The organism is Caldalkalibacillus mannanilyticus JCM 10596 (assembly GCF_000615945.1).
In the GTDB taxonomy this organism is placed as follows: domain Bacteria; phylum Bacillota; class Bacilli; order Caldalkalibacillales; family JCM-10596; genus Bacillus_AT; species Bacillus_AT mannanilyticus.
Map to the genome: position 1 here is coordinate 23,957 of NZ_BAMO01000042.1, position 19,767 is coordinate 43,723.

The 19,767-nt window shown below is 39.6% G+C and carries 14 protein-coding genes and 4 pseudogenes; 1 reads left to right on the forward strand and 17 read right to left on the reverse strand.

Annotated features, from left to right (window positions below; translation table 11 throughout):
- Positions 1–35: 35 nt before the first annotated feature.
- From miaA to miaB, 8 genes and pseudogenes are all read right to left on the reverse strand, one after another.
- Positions 36–974, reverse strand: a complete 939-nt coding sequence (gene miaA / locus JCM10596_RS19415) for a tRNA (adenosine(37)-N6)-dimethylallyltransferase MiaA (protein ID WP_025028550.1) — start codon at positions 972–974, stop codon at positions 36–38.
- A gap of 5 nt (positions 975–979) precedes the next feature.
- On the reverse strand, positions 980–1,762 hold the full coding sequence (locus JCM10596_RS19420) for a class I SAM-dependent methyltransferase (RefSeq protein WP_025028551.1): 783 nt from the start codon (positions 1,760–1,762) through the stop codon (positions 980–982).
- Positions 1,762–3,674: pseudogene (gene mutL, locus JCM10596_RS26585) on the reverse strand (DNA mismatch repair endonuclease MutL). Before mutL ends, JCM10596_RS19420 begins: the two are co-directional and overlap by 1 nt.
- A 15-nt stretch (positions 3,675–3,689) precedes the next feature.
- Positions 3,690–6,304 (reverse strand): annotated as a pseudogene (gene mutS / locus JCM10596_RS26590) (DNA mismatch repair protein MutS).
- Positions 6,305–6,361: 57 nt separating this feature from the next.
- The gene (locus JCM10596_RS19435) at positions 6,362–7,684 is read right to left on the reverse strand and encodes a putative amidoligase domain-containing protein (RefSeq protein ID WP_025028552.1); all 1,323 of its coding nucleotides are present in this window, start codon (positions 7,682–7,684) and stop codon (positions 6,362–6,364) included.
- Between the two features lie 113 nt (positions 7,685–7,797).
- A pseudogene (locus JCM10596_RS26595) lies at positions 7,798–8,366 on the reverse strand (outer spore coat protein CotE).
- A 120-nt stretch (positions 8,367–8,486) separates the two neighbouring features.
- Positions 8,487–8,921: a YlbF/YmcA family competence regulator gene (locus JCM10596_RS19445; protein WP_025028553.1), complete on the reverse strand. Its 435-nt coding sequence runs from the start codon at positions 8,919–8,921 to the stop codon at positions 8,487–8,489.
- 3 nt (positions 8,922–8,924) lie between these two features.
- Positions 8,925–10,469, reverse strand: a complete 1,545-nt coding sequence (gene miaB, locus JCM10596_RS19450; protein WP_025028554.1) for a tRNA (N6-isopentenyl adenosine(37)-C2)-methylthiotransferase MiaB — start codon at positions 10,467–10,469, stop codon at positions 8,925–8,927.
- A 230-nt stretch (positions 10,470–10,699) separates the two neighbouring features.
- On the opposite strand from miaB, the gene JCM10596_RS19455 reads away from it, so the two are divergent.
- Complete coding sequence (locus JCM10596_RS19455) at positions 10,700–10,894, forward strand: hypothetical protein (RefSeq protein WP_025028555.1); 195 nt, start codon at positions 10,700–10,702, stop codon at positions 10,892–10,894.
- Positions 10,895–10,956: 62 nt separating this feature from the next.
- On the opposite strand, the gene JCM10596_RS19460 is transcribed toward JCM10596_RS19455, so the two are convergent.
- The 9 genes and pseudogenes from JCM10596_RS19460 to JCM10596_RS19500 form a co-directional block, all read right to left on the reverse strand.
- Complete coding sequence (locus JCM10596_RS19460) at positions 10,957–11,277, reverse strand: cytochrome C oxidase subunit IV family protein (RefSeq protein ID WP_025028556.1); 321 nt, start codon at positions 11,275–11,277, stop codon at positions 10,957–10,959.
- A 115-nt stretch (positions 11,278–11,392) separates the two neighbouring features.
- Positions 11,393–12,226, reverse strand: a complete 834-nt coding sequence (locus tag JCM10596_RS26600) for a cytochrome c oxidase assembly protein (protein ID WP_051541389.1) — start codon at positions 12,224–12,226, stop codon at positions 11,393–11,395.
- Between the two features lie 182 nt (positions 12,227–12,408).
- Positions 12,409–12,747, reverse strand: a complete 339-nt coding sequence (locus tag JCM10596_RS19470) for a cytochrome C oxidase subunit IV family protein (protein ID WP_025028557.1) — start codon at positions 12,745–12,747, stop codon at positions 12,409–12,411.
- A 15-nt stretch (positions 12,748–12,762) separates the two neighbouring features.
- Complete coding sequence (locus JCM10596_RS26605; RefSeq protein WP_034681794.1) at positions 12,763–13,377, reverse strand: cytochrome (ubi)quinol oxidase subunit III; 615 nt, start codon at positions 13,375–13,377, stop codon at positions 12,763–12,765.
- Positions 13,377–15,242, reverse strand: coding sequence for a cytochrome c oxidase subunit I (gene ctaD, locus JCM10596_RS19480; RefSeq protein WP_025028558.1), 1,866 nt, complete (start codon positions 15,240–15,242; stop codon positions 13,377–13,379). The genes JCM10596_RS26605 and ctaD overlap by 1 nt, the downstream gene beginning before the upstream one ends.
- 30 nt (positions 15,243–15,272) lie before the next feature.
- Positions 15,273–16,289 (reverse strand): cytochrome c oxidase subunit II, encoded by a 1,017-nt coding sequence (coxB, locus tag JCM10596_RS19485; RefSeq protein ID WP_025028559.1) that lies wholly within the window; start codon positions 16,287–16,289, stop codon positions 15,273–15,275.
- A 262-nt stretch (positions 16,290–16,551) separates the two neighbouring features.
- Positions 16,552–17,727, reverse strand: a complete 1,176-nt coding sequence (locus JCM10596_RS19490) for a glycine C-acetyltransferase (protein ID WP_025028560.1) — start codon at positions 17,725–17,727, stop codon at positions 16,552–16,554.
- Between the two features lie 14 nt (positions 17,728–17,741).
- A pseudogene (gene tdh / locus JCM10596_RS26610) lies at positions 17,742–18,781 on the reverse strand (L-threonine 3-dehydrogenase).
- 127 nt (positions 18,782–18,908) lie between these two features.
- A complete protein-coding gene (locus tag JCM10596_RS19500) occupies positions 18,909–19,646 on the reverse strand; it encodes an MBL fold metallo-hydrolase (RefSeq protein WP_025028561.1) in 738 nt (245 codons plus the stop codon).
- Positions 19,647–19,767: the final 121 nt, after the last annotated feature.

Consider the following 19,767-nt stretch of genomic DNA (forward strand, 5'->3'; position numbering starts at 1 on the left):
GTTCCTCCTCACGTATACTTGATTAATTATATTCTTCAATAACTATAACTTTCCTGCACATATTGTGCAATTATTTCTTCATTTTCTTTCCATTTACTTAAATCTGTAACATCAAACCAAGTAACTTCCTTCATTCGTCTAAACCACGTTAGCTGTCTTTTAGCATAACGTCTTGAATTTCGTTTTAGAAGCTCAATCGCTTCGTCTAAATTCATCTGTCCTTGTATGTATAATATTAATTCTTTATACCCTATTGCTTGTAGTGCTGTTGTATCTGGAGGTAATCCTAGAGAAAGTAGGCGTTTGACTTCCTCAAGCAGCCCTTCTTCTATCATCTGATCGACTCGCTGGTTAATTCGGTCATATAGAACCTTTCGATCCATCGTAAGCCCAATCATAACTAACTGATAAGGGGATGTTCGATCCCAGTCTTGTTGATATGCCGACATACTTTGACCTGTACTATCGATTACTTCTAGCGCTCGAATCACCCTGCGTGCATTATTAGGATGGAGCTCTTTAGCATATTCAGGGTCTTTCATAGTCAGCACTTGATGGAGAGCTTCTGCTCCATGCTGTTGTAAATAAGCTTCCCATCGCTCCCTTACCTCTTTGTCTCCCCCTACTTCAGAAAATTGAAAATGATGAGTGACAGATTGCACATATAAGCCAGTTCCTCCCACCAGAAGAGGGAGCTTATCCATAGCATGTATTCTGTCAATCTTCTGCAAAGCAAGAGCTTGGAAATCTGAAACAGAGAAGTCCTCATGAGGCTCTAAAATATCAATTAGATGATGGGGAATCCCCTCCTGCTCCTCTGGCTTAACCTTGGCAGTCCCTATATCCATCCCTCGATAGATCTGCATTGAATCACCTGAGATAATCTCTCCATTATATTGTTTCGCCAGATGAATACTTAATTTTGTTTTACCTACAGCTGTAGGTCCCACAATGGCTAGTAACTTTTTCTTCATCTTATCTACCCCAATTCTATGACACCAAACCAATGAGAAGCGTATTTGCGCTCAATGGCCTTAAATCCCAAAGCATGAAATCTAGAGCTGTAGCTTGAGTCTTTTAAGATCACTTTTTGTCGTGCCACTCGCTTTGCCTCTTCAATGACCTCTACCGATAATGGACTGTAATTAGCCATTTTTTTTAATGGAGATATCCCTGTTGACTCGACTTGCTGATTTTCAAACATCGGATCGAAGTAAACAATATCAAAGCCATCAGTTGGGCTTTGTTTAAGATATTCCAAATGCTCGGCATTCTTTACTTGAATTCTCTTCATAGCAGCATTCATGTCGGCAATGCCAGCATCCCATTCTTGCAATCCCTGTTGCACAAGATAGGCAAAAACGGATACTGACTCAATTCCTACTACGAATCCAGTGGGGCCAGTAGCAAATGAAGCGACAATAGAATCTGAAGCTAGACCTAGGGTACAGTCAAGAAAGGACATCCCTTCTTGTAACTCTGCTGCTTGCACTAAGGGATCATGTTCTCCCTTTCCTAATCTTTTGATGCGAAACATAGCGGAGCTGGGATGAAAAAAGAAAGGATTCTTTATATCTTCCTTGAATATACATTTGATTCCTTCAGTTTCCACTAGAATAAGATACTCAGCTTGACACTGCTTCAACATCTGTTGAACAGAGTACCTCTTTCTTTTAATATAGGGAAATTGAAGCTCTTCCGCAATCTTTCTTGCCTGATCTTCTAATTTTTCTTGTCCGCGTGTACTGGTTGTGACTAACATTACATCACTCTTTTGAACATTTTTTCAATATCGTATTTTGTTATTAATACCGTAATCGGACGTCCATGGGGACAAGTAAAAGGGTTAGAAGTCTTTCTTAATTGCTCTAATAAAGCTTCCATTTCTCTATGTGTAAGATATTGGTTTGCTTTGATCGATTGCTTACAGGACATCATAATGGCAACTTCGTTTCTAAACGTAATCCACTCTATCTTCCCTTTTTGCTCTAGTACTCTCTGGATCATATCACGAATTAGTTGTTCTTCTCCTCCAGCCGGAAACCATTGAGGATGAGAACGTATCATATAAGAATGATGTCCAAATTCTTCTAAAAATAGACCTATTTTAGCTAACTGAGTTAAATTTTCTTTAAGTACAGCAAATTCCCCCGAAGTGAAGTCTAGGGAAATTGGAATTAACAACTCTTGACTTTCCTGTGCAGGATGACTTAGCTTATCATAAAAGAATTCATACCAAATTCTCTCCTGCGCTGCATGCTGGTCGATCATATATAGACCTTGTTCATTTTGCGCTAAAATATAGGTTCCATGAAGTTGAGCTAAGGGAGCGAGTAAAGGGATTGCCTCACTCTCCTCCGTATAAGAATCTGCAATGGATTCTGAATCTGCGGCTTTTGCTAGTGAATTCGTCAGATTCGTCAGCTCAATAGATTCAGTATCTATATACTCCTCTGGAGATGGCTCCTCACGCACGACGCTTCCCCTAGGTTCAAGTGATCTTGCAGCCATTGCTCGCCCTTCCTGCTTCACCTGCTCCTGTATCGGTACTCTATTTTTATTCTGCTGCCCTTCTACAGAAGCGCGGGGAGAAGGAGGAAAGACCTCTTCGACTGGAAGCTGAAATCTAATCGCCTGTTGAATGCTTTTTTCTTTTTCCCTTTTTTGTAGAGGCTTAGGAATCAATTCTTCCTTCCCTAAGGATGCTCGAATTTCTTGCTCCAGCCATGCTGTAAGTTCCTGTTCTTTACTTATTCGTATCTCCAATTTAGAAGGATGCACATTAATATCCAATAAACTAGGGTCCATCGAAAAAGAAAGAATAGCAAGAGGATAGCGATGAATCGGTAACAGAGTTTGGTAACCCGCTACAATGGCTTGTTGCAGTGCATAGCTTTTTATATATCGACCATTAATAATTGTGGTCAGGTATTGTTTACTAGAACGTGTAATTTCGGGTTTTCCTAGAAATCCCTTCACCTCGAAATCAATATGCGTCGCTTGAAAGGGAACCATTTGCTTCGCTGTACTTGTCCCAAAGATCGCTGAAATGACATGAAGAAGCTGCCCATTTCCGCTCGTAGACAAGAGTTCTCGGGCATTATGTGTCAAGGTGAAAGAGATTTCGGGATGAGCCATTGCCATTCGATTCAAAAATCTGAGATATGACTTAACTCTGTATGAATGGTTTTTAGATACTTATACCTAGCTGGAGTATTATAGAAGAGCTCTCTCACTTCGATAGACGTTCCTTGTCGAAGAGGAGCATCCTCTATTTCCTTGATCTTTCCACCTTCAATACTGACCCTAGTCCCTACATCGTCTATCCCATTCCACGTCATCAGGGTTAGCTTAGAAACGGCCGCAATACTAGGTAATGCCTCTCCTCGAAAGCCAAGCGTAGAGATACGAAAAAGATCCTGATCGGTCAACAATTTACTTGTAGCATGTCGTTCAAAAGCACGTGTGCTATCCTCCCGATCCATGCCTACTCCATCATCAATAATTTTAATAGAATCTAATCCACCCTCTGAGATATGGACCTCGATCCGGCTACTCCCCGCATCGATCGCATTCTCAACCAGCTCCTTGACAACGGAAGCAGGTCTCTCTACCACTTCTCCAGCCGCAATTTTATTCGATAGATGTTCGTTCATAACTTGAATTTTTGGCATGTTTCTACCTCAATTCTATGATTGGCTTTTTTTGATATTTTGCTGTAGCTGAAATAAATAATTGAGTGCTTCTAGAGGTGTCATCGTGACTAGATTCAGGCCTTCTACATCCTCCAAGCAAGCTAACAATGCTTCTTCCTGAGGATTCTTTCCCACTTGATCAAAAAAGGATAGCTGCTCAAGCGGTGGGCTCTCTGCAATTGTCGAAGCAGACTGTTTGGCTCCAGAAGCGAGAATGGTTTTTCCCTCTAATTCGATAAGAATCTCTTGAGCCCGCAGAATTACTTCTCGGGGCAGTTCTGCCAACTGAGCCACATGTATTCCATAGCTTCGGTCTGCTTTTCCTTCCTTCACGGTGTGTAAGAAAATAACTCGACCGTCCTTCTCTGAGCATGCTACATGAATATTCGTCAGTCGTTCCAAGCTAGTAGATAGTTCGGTTAGTTCATGATAATGGGTTGAAAAAAGAGTTTTCGCTTGAACATGATTATGAATATATTCAACCACAGCTTGAGCCAGCGACATACCGTCATATGTTGACGTACCTCTTCCTATTTCATCCAACAAAATTAAACTCTGAGCTGTTGCTTGAGTAATGGCTTGCTTGGTTTCCATCATCTCCACCATAAAGGTGCTCTGACCTCCAACAAGATCATCTGCTGCGCCTATTCTCGTAAAGATTTGATCAAACATAGGTAGAACTGCTTCTGAGGCAGGAACATAACACCCCATTTGAGCCATAATGGAAATCAAAGCGACTTGTCTCATATAGGTGCTCTTCCCTGCCATATTAGGTCCTGTGATGAGCAATAGCTGCCGCTTGTCGTTATCCATATAGACATCATTGGCAATGTATTGTGAGTCTTTTAACACTTTTTCTACAACCGGATGCCTTCCTTTTTTTATCGCTAAGGTGCCTTCCTCGCTAAATATAGGCTTCACATAGCGATATTTCTCACTCACTTTTGCAAATGAACACAGCACATCCATTTCAGCAACCTTTTCAGCTAGCTTCTGTAGTTTTGGAGTGAAGCGATTCACTTCCTCTCTCAGTTCAAGAAACAATTGATATTCAAGTTCTGTTAAACGGTCATTTGCTTCTAAGATAAGGCTTCTTTTTCCTTCAGCTCAGGAGTAATATAGCGCTCTGCATTCGCTAAGGTTTGCTTTCGTTCATAACGCCCTTCCTCCAATAGATGAGTATTCGCCCGTGTCACTTCAATGTAATAGCCAAATACCTTGTTAAAGCCGACTTTAAGGGATTTAATTCCTGTACGCTGGCGTTCAGAAGCTTCTAATTCTAAAATCCATCTTTTCCCGTTTTTACTAGCCTCCAGCAAACGAGCCAGCTCTGCATGATATTCTGCTTTAAAAATACCTCCATCCTTGATGGAAAGCGGTGGCTCCTCTAGCAAAGCACGCTCTAAAAGCTCTGCAAGATCTTGACATAGATCAAGCTTGTCCATTTCTTTTTGAATATACGAATGGGTTATTGAATCTACGACCCTTCTAATTTCAGGTAAGACTAATAGAGATTTTTTTAACTGGACTAAGTCCCTAGGGCTTACATTTCCAAATGAAACTCGAACCGCTAGCCTTTCAAGATCGTAAACTTGATCAAGGAGTTGAACTAAATCTTCTCGTTCAATAGAATGTTGCAAAAAGGAAGAAACGACATCAAGTCGCTCTTCAACTTGACGCTGGTTTCGAAGCGGACGTTGAATCCATTTTTTAATTAAGCGTCCCCCCATAGCCGTACTGGTCTGATCAAGAAGCCAGAGCAATGAACCTTTTTTGTTCCCTTCTCTTATCGACTGGGTAATCTCTAAATTCCTTCTTGAAAAACTATCTAGCTTCAAGTAAGCCTTTGACTCATACATTTGAAACGGCTTCAAATGCTGAATGGATCTCTTTTGTGTTTCATCTAGGTAGAGAAGTAACAATTCTAGACTTGTGCGGAGCGCTGGGTGCTCACCGATTTGTTCTAAGAGAGGAGTCTGATCCTGCCAACCTCTCTTTTCCTTCATCTTCTTCCATTGAATCGAATCCCTATAGTACTGTTGCAGCATCTCTTTTTCCTGTTCGGTAAAAGAAGCGTCTAAAACAACGATCTCTGAGGCGTAAAAAGAAGGGATTTCATCAATGACCAGAGAAATTTCATGAATTTCTGTACCAACAACTTCCCCCGTAGATAAATCGCAAGCAACCAGAGCAAAAACCCCTGTTTCCTTAGAAAGAAAGAGAATATAATTGTTCTCTCTCTCACTTAACATTCCAGGATCCATCACTGTTCCCGGTGTAATCACTCGGATCACTTCACGCTTGACTACACCCTGTGCCTGTTTAGGATCCTCTGTTTGTTCACAAACAGCTACTTTATACCCTTTGTCAATGAGTTTTTTTATGTACTGCTCGGAAGAGTGAAAAGGAACTCCACACATCGGGATCTTATCCTCACTCCCCCCAGCTCTACCAGTCAAAGTAATTTCAAGCTCCCTTGAAGCTAGAACTGCATCTTCAAAGAAAAGCTCATAAAAATCTCCTAATCGAAAAAATAAAAAAGCATCTTGATACTCAGATTTAATTTGCAAATATTGCTGGATCATTGGTGTGTATTGTGCTTGAGCCATAGTATCCTCCACCCTTGAAAATCGATATGATTATTATAGCACAATTCCATAGATTCTTTAACTTTGATAAGGGGGAAGTTTCCATGGTTCACGAAGATCAGAGTGCTCATCCCAGCTGTAATTTTTCTTGATCAATGAATAAAAGGCTTCGAGTTCCTTCTTATAGTCCTCAAATGTAGGACAATGTTGAAGCTCTTTCCATAAACTCTGTACAACAGGAAGAATGCTCTTTTTATCCCCGTTATAAAAGGCTTTTTGAATCTCGTACCGATTCAGGGGCATTGTTTTTAACTGTCTGTAATCTGATGAAATCACTTTTGCCAAACAAATCACTCCTCTGGCAATTGTCGGTGTCGTAATCCAGCTCGGAGGCGTTCGATACTCAAACCCACCATGAAACTGTTCTCTATAGTCACCGATAAAACCATATTTTGGCCTTCGACTGATGGATAGATCACTTTCCAGTAAAAAAAGAGGCAACGTTAAGTAATTATCCAAGGCACGAATGAAGTGAGAATGCAGATCCACACGGCTAAAGTGAATATGCCCTCCTATCGGGTAGCCTGAAAGGGGTTTCCCTCCAGCGAGAAACTCAATCTTAGGATGATTTACTTTTTTCACAGCGATACGGAGACATTCATATATATTCGCAAATAATTTCTTAGGATTTTCCGTAGGAGCAGGACGCAGTTCTCCAATGGGGTATTTATTCCTCTTCCCTCGCAACCAGATGGCATCATGCCCAACCCTTCCATTTCTAGAAAAATACTTGGAGGCAATTACATACTTTCCATTTTGGTGACGTAAGACAAACTCAAGATCTGCACCAAGTACAGCAGAAGATGTTGTTTCTCCATCTTTTAATATTTTTTGAAATTTTTTGTTGAATTTCTCCTGTGCTTGAGAACCCATTTCTTCTATAGGAGCGATAGAGACCAGTCGCTGTTTTGGCGCAGTAGATGTCACAATAACATCCACCATTCCCATATCATAGCCTAAGATGTAGAGTGAACGAATCGCCATCCGTTTTACCTTAAGTAATTCTCGTGTTTGAATTTGCGGATTCAATCTAGTCCATTTTATTTTTGATTTTTTATGAATAGCCATCCATGGCTCATTCTCTTCTTTTTTTCCACGTTGAAATAAATCAATACACTCTAGTTGGAAGACATAGACACGATAATAGCTTTTGTACTTTTGATTTTTCGTTGTTTTGGTGATGCCATTCCAAGAGAGTAAGTCCTTCTCTCTTTCCTTCCTCTCTTCCGTTGTAGGCTTCACATAGTTTCTAACAGGAATCCCTGCTTGAACATATTGATCCATTGGTTCCTGAGCATTATGATCAAGATAATCATGTAGTTCTTTCGTGTTTATTGTCATATCCTGCACCCTTTTCTTCAGGAAATACACCTTCACTGTATCAACTTATGCTCTAGACGAATAATGAGTGAAAAAAGGGCAAAGAAAAAGGAGGCCGAATAACCTCCCCCAAATTAATCTAAATCATCAATGAGAAACTCAGGATCTAAATCTTCATAATCTTGATCCACATCTTCATCAAAACCAAAGTCCTTATCATCAAAATCACTACATCCATCAGGCATACCATTACACACACTTTAGTTTCTCCAATCACTTCCACCCCAAATTCTCTTTCTACTTGAACAAGAACAGAGTTTCCAGAGTTGGAAATGGTGGCCTCGCAAGCTGTAGGTTGTTGTATCACTTTGGCAACCACATCCATATCACTATCTAGACAATTTTTATCTACGACAGTAAGAGGGACATGATCCACATAAGATACGGTTTCCGTTGCAACTTCTGTTTTTGTATTATTGTTGAACGAGTACCAAAAGTGAATATCATACGTACCGCTTACTTCCACTGAGTCACCCACCTTTTCAGTAGTCAAGGTATGATTAATAATCCAACATCCTAAAATACTGGTAGGAGAGTGTGTAGGTGTAATCGTATGAGTAGCTTGAGTAAACTTTCTTCCTTTACCACAAACTGCCTTTGTAATAATCTCACGACATTGAACATCTTTTTCTGTATGAGACATTTCTAGCTACCTCCTCCAAACATCGCGTTCAGTTAATTGTATGCAGGACATCCGTCTACGGTGCAAAAAAAGCATCGAATTTCTTTTTAAGAAATTCGATGCTTTTCTTTTGAATCCATCCTAACGTATTGGACAGGACGGATTTGAACCACCTGTTTGCCCAGATAGAGGATCTCCACCTGTGGAAATAATAATTTGATCCGTAACTGTATTGGAAATCACAGAAGTAATGAGTTGTAGTAATTCATTTACTTCAAGCTGAGATTGCTTAAATTCTTGCACAACAGGGATTTCGTCAAGCTCTTGATGTAATTTCTCCAAGGAATCCTCTACTTCTCCCAAATGCTTCTCTTTTTCATAGTGTTCTGCATGAACCGCTTGCTTTTGCTTAAATTTAATAACGTTGATTAGTTTCTGTACTTTCTCATTCTTTTTAATTTGTTGCTCTGCTTTTTTGAAGAATTCTACTTCTTCTGATTGTGAAATCAATAAAGCTAGTCTTTCCGCTTGCTCCATAATCTCTTTTCTCGTTACCGTTTTCTCCGTCTTTTCCATGATTTATACCTCCACCGTTTGTATCTGCTCACCCTTGAGTGTCCATGTTTGTGGTTCTGTTATCTTCACTTGTACTAATTTACCAATACTTTCTTTAGATCCCTTGAAATTGACTAACTTATTCGTACGGGTACGTCCAGCAAGAATCTCTGGATTATTCTTACTTTCTCCTTCAACCAATACTTCCACCACTTGATCCTGTAACGCTTCATTTTTTTGGCGGCTGATTTCATTTTGAACCGCATTTAAGCGATACAGCCGGTCTTTCTTTTCTTCCTCAGTCACATTATCCTCCATACCCGCTGCAGGCGTACCATGACGAGGGGAATAAATAAAAGTATAAGAGGAATCATACTCAACTTCACGTACCAAGGAAAGTGTTTCTTGGAATTGTTCTTCTGTTTCACCAGGGAATCCTACGATAATATCCGTTGTGAGCGACACATTAGGAATCGCTTTTTTGATCTTACGTACCAACTCAAGATATTGTTCTCGTGTATATTTTCGAGCCATTTTTTTTAATACCTCACTATTTCCTGATTGCACTGGTAAGTGAATATGCTCGACTAAATTCCCACCCTTGGCTAAGACTTCAATGAGGTAATCATCGAAATCCCGTGGATGACTTGTTGTAAATCGCACGCGAGGAATATCTATTTTACGGATGTCATCGAGTAAGTGTCCTAGACCATACTCTATATCTGTGAAATCTTTTCCATAGGCATTTACATTTTGACCTAAGACCGTGATTTCCTTAAATCCTAAGCGAGCCAGTTCTCTCACTTCAGCTAGAATATCCTCAGGTCTTCTGCTTCGCTCCTTTCCTCGGGTATAAGGAACGATACAGTATGTACAGAACTTATCACAGCCATACATAATGTTGACCCAGCCCTTAATGCCATCCTCTCTCTTTTGAGGCATATTCTCAACAATATCTCCTTCTTTGGACCAAACTTCAATCACCATTTCCTTAGACATTAATGCATCTCTTAATAAAACGGGCAAGCGATGAATGTTATGGGTTCCAAAGATCAGATCTACTTGAGGATAGCTCTGCAAAATTTTGTTTACTACGGATTCCTCTTGAGACATACAGCCGCAAACACCAATAACAATCTCTGGGTTTTCTAGTTTGCGTCTTTTCAGCCGACCAATTTCGCCAAATACTTTATCCTCCGCATTTTCTCGAATCGCACAGGTGTTATATAGAATGACATCCGCAGTATTTTCGTCCGTCGTAGCAGTATAGCCCATTGCTTCTAACAGTCCTGAAATATGCTCACTGTCATGAGCATTCATCTGACAGCCATAGGTATATAATAAATAGCTTTTGCCTTTTCCTATATTCATCATCTCATCAGGGATTTCAGATTGAAGGATTTGAATATCTTCTTTTCCTCTTTTCTTCCCCTCTTTATAATCTGGCTCAGAGTAGATTGTAACTATCTTCCCCTTGACCCTAACCTTCTTTTTGTGATCATCTGATTCCAAAACACGTACTTGGTCTAATCCAAAATACTTGCCGTAATCTTTTTCAGACATCGCTATACACTTCCCTTCTATAACTCAAACAACCATGTTGTTGTACGATAGCTAACCCATAATTCTCAATAAAAAATTATAACATTTAACATATATTATATCCATCTGTAAATATGAAAATAATAAGAATGAAACAGAAAAATTTTCGTTTAATGAGCTTTCTTCATTCTTATGAATGTTTTGAAGCAAGAAGGAAAACCTATTGAGTGATCCTATTCTTTGGGAGGTGTCTTTTCTTGGGAAAAAGCTTATTTCGTAATAAACGAGATTTTGCCCGAGCAGAGTTTGCCACCGAGTTCTATAAACCACCAGGTAGACCTAGACCAAGGGAAGCAAAGTCACAAAAGGGTCAATACTATCCCGAACATTACGAAGGAAATAAGAGTGTTAAAAGAGCTTTTCACGAGAAGATCGGTTCACCAAACGAATAAGATCACCAAAAAAGGCTGCCACAGGCAGCCTTTTTGTTCCCTATTTAAAGTGAAATTCGTATTTACCACCATAGCCATAGATTAATCCCAATTACAATAACAATCGCAAATAAAACACCGGCTAGAATAAATGTTAAGGGGAAAAAATGCCCCTTTTCCTTTAGGTGCATGAAGAAAAATAACTGGAACGCGATCTGAATGACAGCTAACAAAATAAGGAACATCAGAATACTAAAGGAACTTTGAAAAACATTCCAGCCAACGGCAAGAAAAGCAAGCACTGTTAAAGCAATAGAAACAAAATAACTCCACCACTGTCTACGAAACTCCAGACCATAATGTTTGGCTTTATGAGAAGACATTACATCATCTTGTTGATCCATGAATACTCTCTCCTTTGTCGTCAGTTAACCGTATTATTCCCAGTAGCTGAAAGTTCCAATACGACATATCCTTCCACAAAGGAGAAAGAACCTACACACAGAGGAGGAAAACACTTTACTCTAAGCGATACCTTGAGTATCCTTCTGTCTTTCTTTTCTCGCCCAAGAGAAGAAGACAACACCAATGGCAGTCATGTAAGAGAGTTCTTGAATAACTTTCATAATGATTCCACAGTTGCTGATCATCAAGGGAAGGAAGCAAAGAAAATATCTGTGGTGCTCCCATGTACGTTTCATACATTGGCATCCGCGAAAAAATAATCAGCGCACAGACCGGAGTAAGCAAAAAACCGCTGACAAAAATATAGGCTATTTTTTTCAAATCAGATAAGCTCTCATACTCTGGTAAAGGAGAACAAATTGGCCACCACATAAATATGGCACCCATAATCAACGCAGAATGATATATAAAATGTAACCAGCTTACTTGCATCACTGTATCAAAAACCACTGGAAAATGATACAAAGAAAAAATCATGTTAAAAAACAAAATAGAAACTAAAGGTAGCGTGAAGAAATAGACAAATTTACTAATCATGACAGGCTTTAAAATCGCTTTATAAATCCATGCCGGAATACTTAATAGTAAGACAGGCGGTAACACCAAATACAACAAGGCCATTTGAGCCATATGAGCACTAAACATAATATGATGTCCATAGGCTGCAAGAGGAGTTCCTTTCGCTAGGTAGATAATCAATAAGCTAAAGAAAAAGAGCGTTTTTTGCTTAGATGTTATTTCTTCTGAATCAGCAAAATGCTTACGCCATGCCCCTGTTAAGAAGTGATACATAATCGCGATAACGACAAGAAGTAAGATAATATCTGGTCTCCATAATTCAAAAAAGCTGAACATAGGGGCTGTCATTTCATGATGATTATGATGCATTAAAATCTCCTCCTTTTGGAGAGTTTCATTATACTTAATATTTGTTGGAGCAACATAGCCCTACTTATTCGTATTAGCTTAATTTATATAAGCTTAATAAGAATAGGAAAAGAGGCTGCAAGGATGAGTATAAGATACGTCCCAATGCAGCCTCTGCTATACCAATGATCACATGCAGTAGATTACCACCAGATTAATAGCATTAATGCTGCAACAGTGATAACAGCTACAAACACTCCACTAGCAATAAACATTATCGGTATTGAATGTCCTTTTTGGTTCATATGCATCCAGACAAATAACTGGAATACAACCTGAATACATGCTAAAAGAACAATAAACATTCCTAACACAAGTGTACTTTCAATCACATTTGTCCAAACGGCGATAAATGCAAATATGGTTAAAGCAATAGAGGCAAAATAAGACCACATGTGGTGCTTAAATTCGTGAGAATGAGCAGCCTTACTATGTGTTGTCACTGGCTTGATGTTAGTTTCATGTTGTAAATTTGTTTGCATACACTATCCCACCTTTCACATTACTCCCATTAGATAAACTACGGTAAAGATAAATACCCACACTACGTCTACAAAGTGCCAATACAATCCTGCAAGGTAGAACTTTGGCGCTGTTACGACAGTAATCCCTTTTTTCATTGCTTGCAACATTAATGTAATGATCCAGATTGTACCAAAAACTACGTGAGCACCATGGAAACCAACAAGAGTATAGAAGGCTGAACCAAATGCACTTGTCGTAAATCCAAGACCTTCATCAAGGTAATGATAAAACTCATACACCTCAAAACCTAAGAAAGCAAGACCTAAAAGCACCGTAATTCCGAACCACAATTGCATTTTAGGCAAGTTATTGCTCTTCATAGCCATTAAAGCAAAAACACTTGTTAAACTACTTGTTAAAAGGATGAAAGTCATCGCTGCTACTAATGTTAGATCAAAAAGATCAGCTGGTCCAGGACCATTATTTAACTGTCCCTTCAGACCCAGGTACGTTCCAAAAAGCGTAGCGAATAAAACAGTTTCTCCACCAAGAAAAAGCCAAAAGCCAATAAACTTATTCTTTCCTTCTAGTGTTGCTTTCTCTGGATCTGGAGGGAGAGTATTTGAGTTTGCATGTAAATCTGCCATTACGCATTCGCCCCCTTATCTCCGCCCTCTAGATCTTCCTTGTGGATGTGATATCCAGGATCATCATAGAGAGAACGTGCAAACATACAGATTGCTGTGATGATTCCTCCGACAATCGCCATAGCAATAGCTGTTGTTGGATCAATCAACTTTTTCAAACAGAACGCAAAGCCTACAATAAACAATCCAATTGACATGATCAATGGCAGGATTGAAGGAGAAGGCATATGAATGTCCCCAACTGGTTCAGCATATGTTACTTCTTTCTTCCCATCCATTTTATCAAGCCAGAAGGTATCAAGTCCACGTGTAAGTGGTGTTTGCTTGAAGTTATATTCTGGAGGAGGTGACGGAATTGCCCATTCTAAAGTACGTCCATCCCATGGATCTGCCGGAGCCTTCTCCCCTTTAATAGAAGCTACAACACTTAAAATAATGATCAGTGTACCTAGTCCCATTCCCATGGCACCAATGGTACTTATGAGGTTTCCTGCTTCTAATCCTAGCCCTTCATTATACGTAAATACACGTCTTGGCATTCCCATTAAGCCTAAGAAATGCTGAGGGAAGAACGTGAAATGGAATCCTGCGAAGAATAACCAGAAGGCAACCTTGCCCCAGAATTCATTTAACATGCGACCAAACATCTTAGGCCACCAGTAGTACATTCCAGCAAATAAGCCGAAGACAACTCCACCAATAATAACATAATGGAAATGAGCAACAACAAAGTAGCTGTCATGGAATTGGTAGTCAGCTGGAGGCATACTTAACATAACGCCCGTTGTTCCACCAATAACAAAGCTTGGGATAAAGGAAACAGCCCATAAATTCGCAGCAGTGAAGCGAATTTGTCCTCCCCACATGGTGAAGATCCAGTTAAAGATCTTAATCCCAGTAGGAACTGCGATGGCCATGGTTAACACGGCAAAAATAGCATTGGCTACAGGCCCTAGACCAACTGTAAACATGTGGTGAGCCCAAACCATGAAGCCAAGGAATCCAATTAACAATGTTGCAAATACCATAGAGGTATATCCAAATAGACGCTTACGAGCAAAGGTACTTAACACCTCAGAAATAATACCGAAAGCAGGAAGAATCAAGATATATACCTCTGGGTGACCAAAGATCCAGAAAATATGTTGCCACAAAATAACGTTACCGCCTGAAGCAACATCAAAAAATGCTGAACCAAAAACGCGGTCAAACATAAGCAGGAAAAGTCCTACTGTTAGAGCCGGGAAAGCAAATAGTATAAGTCCTGATGCAACAAACGTAGTCCATGTAAATAATGGCATACGCATAAAGGTCATTCCAGGAGCACGCATGGTAATAATCGTAGTAAGGAAGTTAATTCCTCCCATTAATGTCCCTGCACCTGAAATCTGTAATCCCAAAACATAATAGTCTAAACCAGTGTAGTTTAGTTCTGAAGCGAGAGGAACATAAGCAGTCCAACCAGCTTCTGGAGCACCATTATGCATGAACCAGCTAAGATTCAATAAAATTCCGCCTGCAAAAAACAACCAAAAACCAAGTGCATTGACAAATGGGAAAGCTACGTCACGAGCACCGATTTGTAGCGGAACAATAAAATTCATAAATCCAAATAGTAGAGGCATCGCCGCTAAAAAGATCATCGTCGTACCATGCATTGTTAATAGCTGATTAAATGTCTCACCTACAAACAATGTATTATTTGGAAAAATCAATTGTAAGCGGATAAGCAAAGCTTCAATACCACCTACAAGGAAGAAGAAGAAACCCGCAGCCAGGTACAAAATACCAATCTTTTTATGGTCAACTGTAGTCAGCCAATCCATTAACACGCTCTTCTTCGCATGAGTTGCTGAATTACCCACGATTTGTTACCCCCTTATCTTACAAGCTTGCTACTCAAGCTTCAATGTTTTCATATACTCTACTACAGCAGCAACCTCTTCGTCAGAGAGACCTAGGTCTGGCATGACATTTCCTGGTTTAAGACCTTGAGGGTTCTTAATCCATTCAGTGAGGTTCTTTTCATCATTGATCCACCAACCAGCTACATATTGACGATCGGCAAATCCAGCCAGGTTTGGATATGGAGATTTCGTGTTTGCATCAATAGCATGGCAACCAATACATTGATTAGCATAAATCTCTCTACCTTGTTGTGCCACTGCCGTTGTTGGTTCTACATGTTGACTTGCCATCATTTTTTGAGCCCAGACATCATATTCCTCTTGTTCTACTACCGTGACTTTGAAGTCCATAAGGGCATGAGAAGCTCCACATAGTTCCGCACACTTACCATGGAACGTCCCTACTTTATCCGCTTTCAACTTCATTCTGTTCACAAGCCCAGGGTTGGTATCCATCTTACCCCCAAGCGCTGGAACCCAAAATGAGTGTATGACTCCATTATCCGGAGCCGTCAATTCAAAAAACACCCATGTATCCTTAGGAATCACCAGCTCTTGAGCAGTGTAAATTCCTTCTTCAGGATACTCAAATTCCCACCAATATTGATGAGCGACAACATTGACACGTAAGCCTTCCTCAATGCCCGTTTCATCTGCTAAGGAGAATGTCGTCATAACGGTTGGAACAGCAATAATAATCAGTAATAAGATTGGGATTACTGTCCAAATAATCTCTAATGTATGACTTCCTTCTACTTGCTTAGGGATTTCTGTTTGACCTGGACGAGCGCGGAATCGGATTAACACATACGTGTAAATCACAATAACTGCAACAATGACGAAAATCATAACGGCCAAACTGATATAGATTAATGATAATTGCTCTTCTGCTACAGGTCCACTTGGATTAAGAGCAGATAGGTATGGATCTCCACACCCAGTAAGTACTAACGCTAACATTACCAAAAGAGGAAGTAAGCGCCATGCTTTAAAACTTTGAGTCATCACACAACCCCACTTTCATTGTTGATACTATCTACCTAAGCCTTCTTCTATTGTTAACCATTTGAGCTAAATATAGTCACAAGACTTAGAGCAGATGGAAAAAAAGCAAAAAAAAAACAAAATCGGCATAGGGCTGACTATGCCAATCGTACAAGTCACACATAAATAGGATAGCATAGAAGAATTGCTTCGACAACATATTCACAATTTTGTCACATAGATTAAGGGCAAAAGTTATCTTTTTTATTGAAATCCTAGCCTATTATATGATATCTAACTTTCGACCTACTTTCTCAAAAGCTCCTAATGCTTTTTCCAAGTCTTCGGTTGTATGAGTTGCCGTGACTATTGTCCTTATTCTTGCTTTTCCTTTTGCTACTGTAGGAAAGGCAATCCCTTGAGCAAAAACACCCTCATGAAATAGTTCATCTGAGAAGCGCATACAAAGTCCTCCATCACCAATGATTACAGGAGTAATAGGGGTTTCACTGTTCCCAGTATCAAATCCTAACTCAGCCAGACCCTTCTTAAAGAACTTTGTATTATTCCATAGTTTTTCTATCAACTCTGGTTCTTGCAGCAATACATCGACAGCAGCTTCACACGCCGCTGTTACCGCAGGCGGATGAGATGTACTAAACAAAAAGGGTCTTGCTTTATGAATTAAATAGTCCCTAACAGACTGGGTACTGGCAATATATCCTCCCAAAACTCCAATCGCTTTACTCAGTGTCCCAACTTGAATATGGACACGACCATTCAAGTCAAAATGATCCACAGTTCCTCGACCATTTCTCCCGAGTACCCCACTTGAATGCGCATCATCTACCATCACTAAAGCATCATATTTTTCACACAGTTCTACAATTTGAGGTAATGAAGCAATATCTCCATCCATACTAAAAACACCATCTGTAACTACAAGTCTTTTGCGATAGTTTTGCGTTTCTTGCAAGGCTTGTTCTAAATCCTTCATATCACTGTGTTTATAGATTTTGCGCGACGCCTTCGTTAGTCTAATTCCATCAATAATGGAAGCATGATTCAATTCATCGCTAATCACAACGTCTTGATCGCTTAATAAGGAAGATAAAACACCTACATTGGCAGTAAAACCAGATTGAAATACAATAGCAGCCTCGGTGTGTTTAAATTCAGCTAATTTTTGCTCAAACGCTTCATGCATCGTAAATGTTCCAGCAATCGTTCTAACTGATCCGGTTCCTACTCCATATTTCTCTACTGCTTGAAGTGCCGCCTGCTTCATTCGCGGATGATTCGTTAGGCCCAAATAGTTATTAGATGAAAGCTGAACCACTTCTTTTCCTCGTATGATGACTCGATTTCCTTGATCACTTTCCAGCTCTATTAGCTTTCGAAAAACTCCCTGCACCTTTAATTCTTCTAATTCACTATCTAAGTACTCAAAACCTTTCATTTCCTTTCCTCCTTCTAGGGTATTAGTAATACTTTACCGCATTGACCATCAATCATTTTTTGAAATCCTAACTCAAACTCTTCCAAAGAATAGGTATGTGTGATTAATGAGTCTAAGCGAACAGCTCCTGATTTTAATAATCCAGAAGTTTGATACCAGGTCTGAAACATTTTTCTTCCTGTTATGCCGTGAATTTCAATTCCTTTAAATACAATATCATTAGTAATATCTAATTCCACCTTTTTGCTTGGCAGACCAAGCATCGAAACCCTACCTCCATTGGTCACCATTCTAAACCCTTGTTGAATAGCCACAGGATGTCCAGACATCTCTAAAACAACATCAACACCATTTCCTTCAGTATGCTTCACCATTTCTCTAACAGGGTCCACTTCACCTGTATGAATCCTTTCATGAGCCCCCATCTTAAGCGCCAAATCCAGTCTATATGGATTCACATCTAAGGCGTAAATCCTAGAAGCCCTGATGCTTTAGCAACCGCAACCGCCATCAATCCAATAGGTCCACAACCAATAATAGCCACTGACTTACCAACAATCTCTCCAGAAAGAACAGTCTGTACGGCATTCCCCATTGGCTCCTGTAAAGAGGCGTGATCAAAAGGGATCAAAGGATCGTTTTTCCATATGTTTTTGGCAGGTAGTGCTACATATTCTGCAAAGCATCCGTGAGTATCTACCCCTATTATTTTTGTTTCTCTACAGATATGCTCTTTTCCTGTTAAACACTGGGGGCACCTTCCACACACGATATGCGTTTCTGCTGAAACAAAATCGCCAACCTCTACGTTTTTAACCTCATTGCCGACTTCCACAACTTCCCCTGCAAACTCATGTCCAAAAGTATAAGGAGGGTTCACTCTACTTTTCGACCAATCATCCCAGGTATAGATATGCACATCAGTACCACAAATAGAAGATACCTTCACTTTGATTAGTACTTCATCTGATTTAATCGCGGGAATGTCCACCCACTGTAGCTCAGCTCCATATCCTGCTTTATGCTTGACTAACGCCTTCATCTTTCCACCCAAGATAAACCCACCTTTCAAACGCTTACAATGATGAAAAACCTTATGTAATAAGATTATACATATAATGAAATGGATAGTAAATGCTTATGTCTTTTTCAGGAGTACAAAAGTAGTCAGGTGAAAGATTTTATAAAATAATTTTCAAACCCTTGGATGGAAGAAGAATTTCGTTCGAATAATGAAGCTGTGCCTCCTGCAAATAGAACTGTGGATTCATTTTCGGATAGAAATGAGTTAACAATAATCTTTTTGATGTAAACTGATTAGCGATTTTAGCGGCATCCGCTGCTGTTAAATGCTTGACTTGCGGGTTCCTATTTTTTTCTAAAAACGTTGATTCTAGAACCATTAGATCTGGTTGAGCAGCCAAGCTAGGCCATTTTGTTTGTGGACCTGAATCAGCTCCGTATAGAAGCATTTTATATCCTTCTTCAATGACCATTCCATAGCATGGCCCATCATGATCTGTTTGGAAATACGAAATACGAAACTCACCAATCGTATGAGTTACATCTTCTGCTATATCTATGGCTATAGTTACATCCTTATACATTCTGTGAGCAGATCTATCATTAGGTTCAGATGGACCATATATTGGTAGTACTTTGCTTTTATTTTGTAGCTTGTTTTCCATGAGAATAGCATACTGCAGGATTCCAAGATCGGCTACATGATCAAAATGGTAGTGTGAAAGAAGTACAGCATCTAGTTGATACGGTTCTATCCATTCTTGCATAGCACTAACAACTCCGCTACCACACTCTAACAAAACCTTAGTCCCGTTTTGGCTCTCCAACAAATATCCTAATGTTGCTTGTTGAAAGCCTGGATAAGGGGACTGATATCCTAAAACCGTTATGTTCAATTTTTAGAGCACCTCCACTATTTTAGGCTAAAAAAATAGAGGAGCATTACGCTCCTCTACTTTATTATTTGCCCATATTATTACTTACATTCTTATTACTTTAAATCGTATTACATAAATT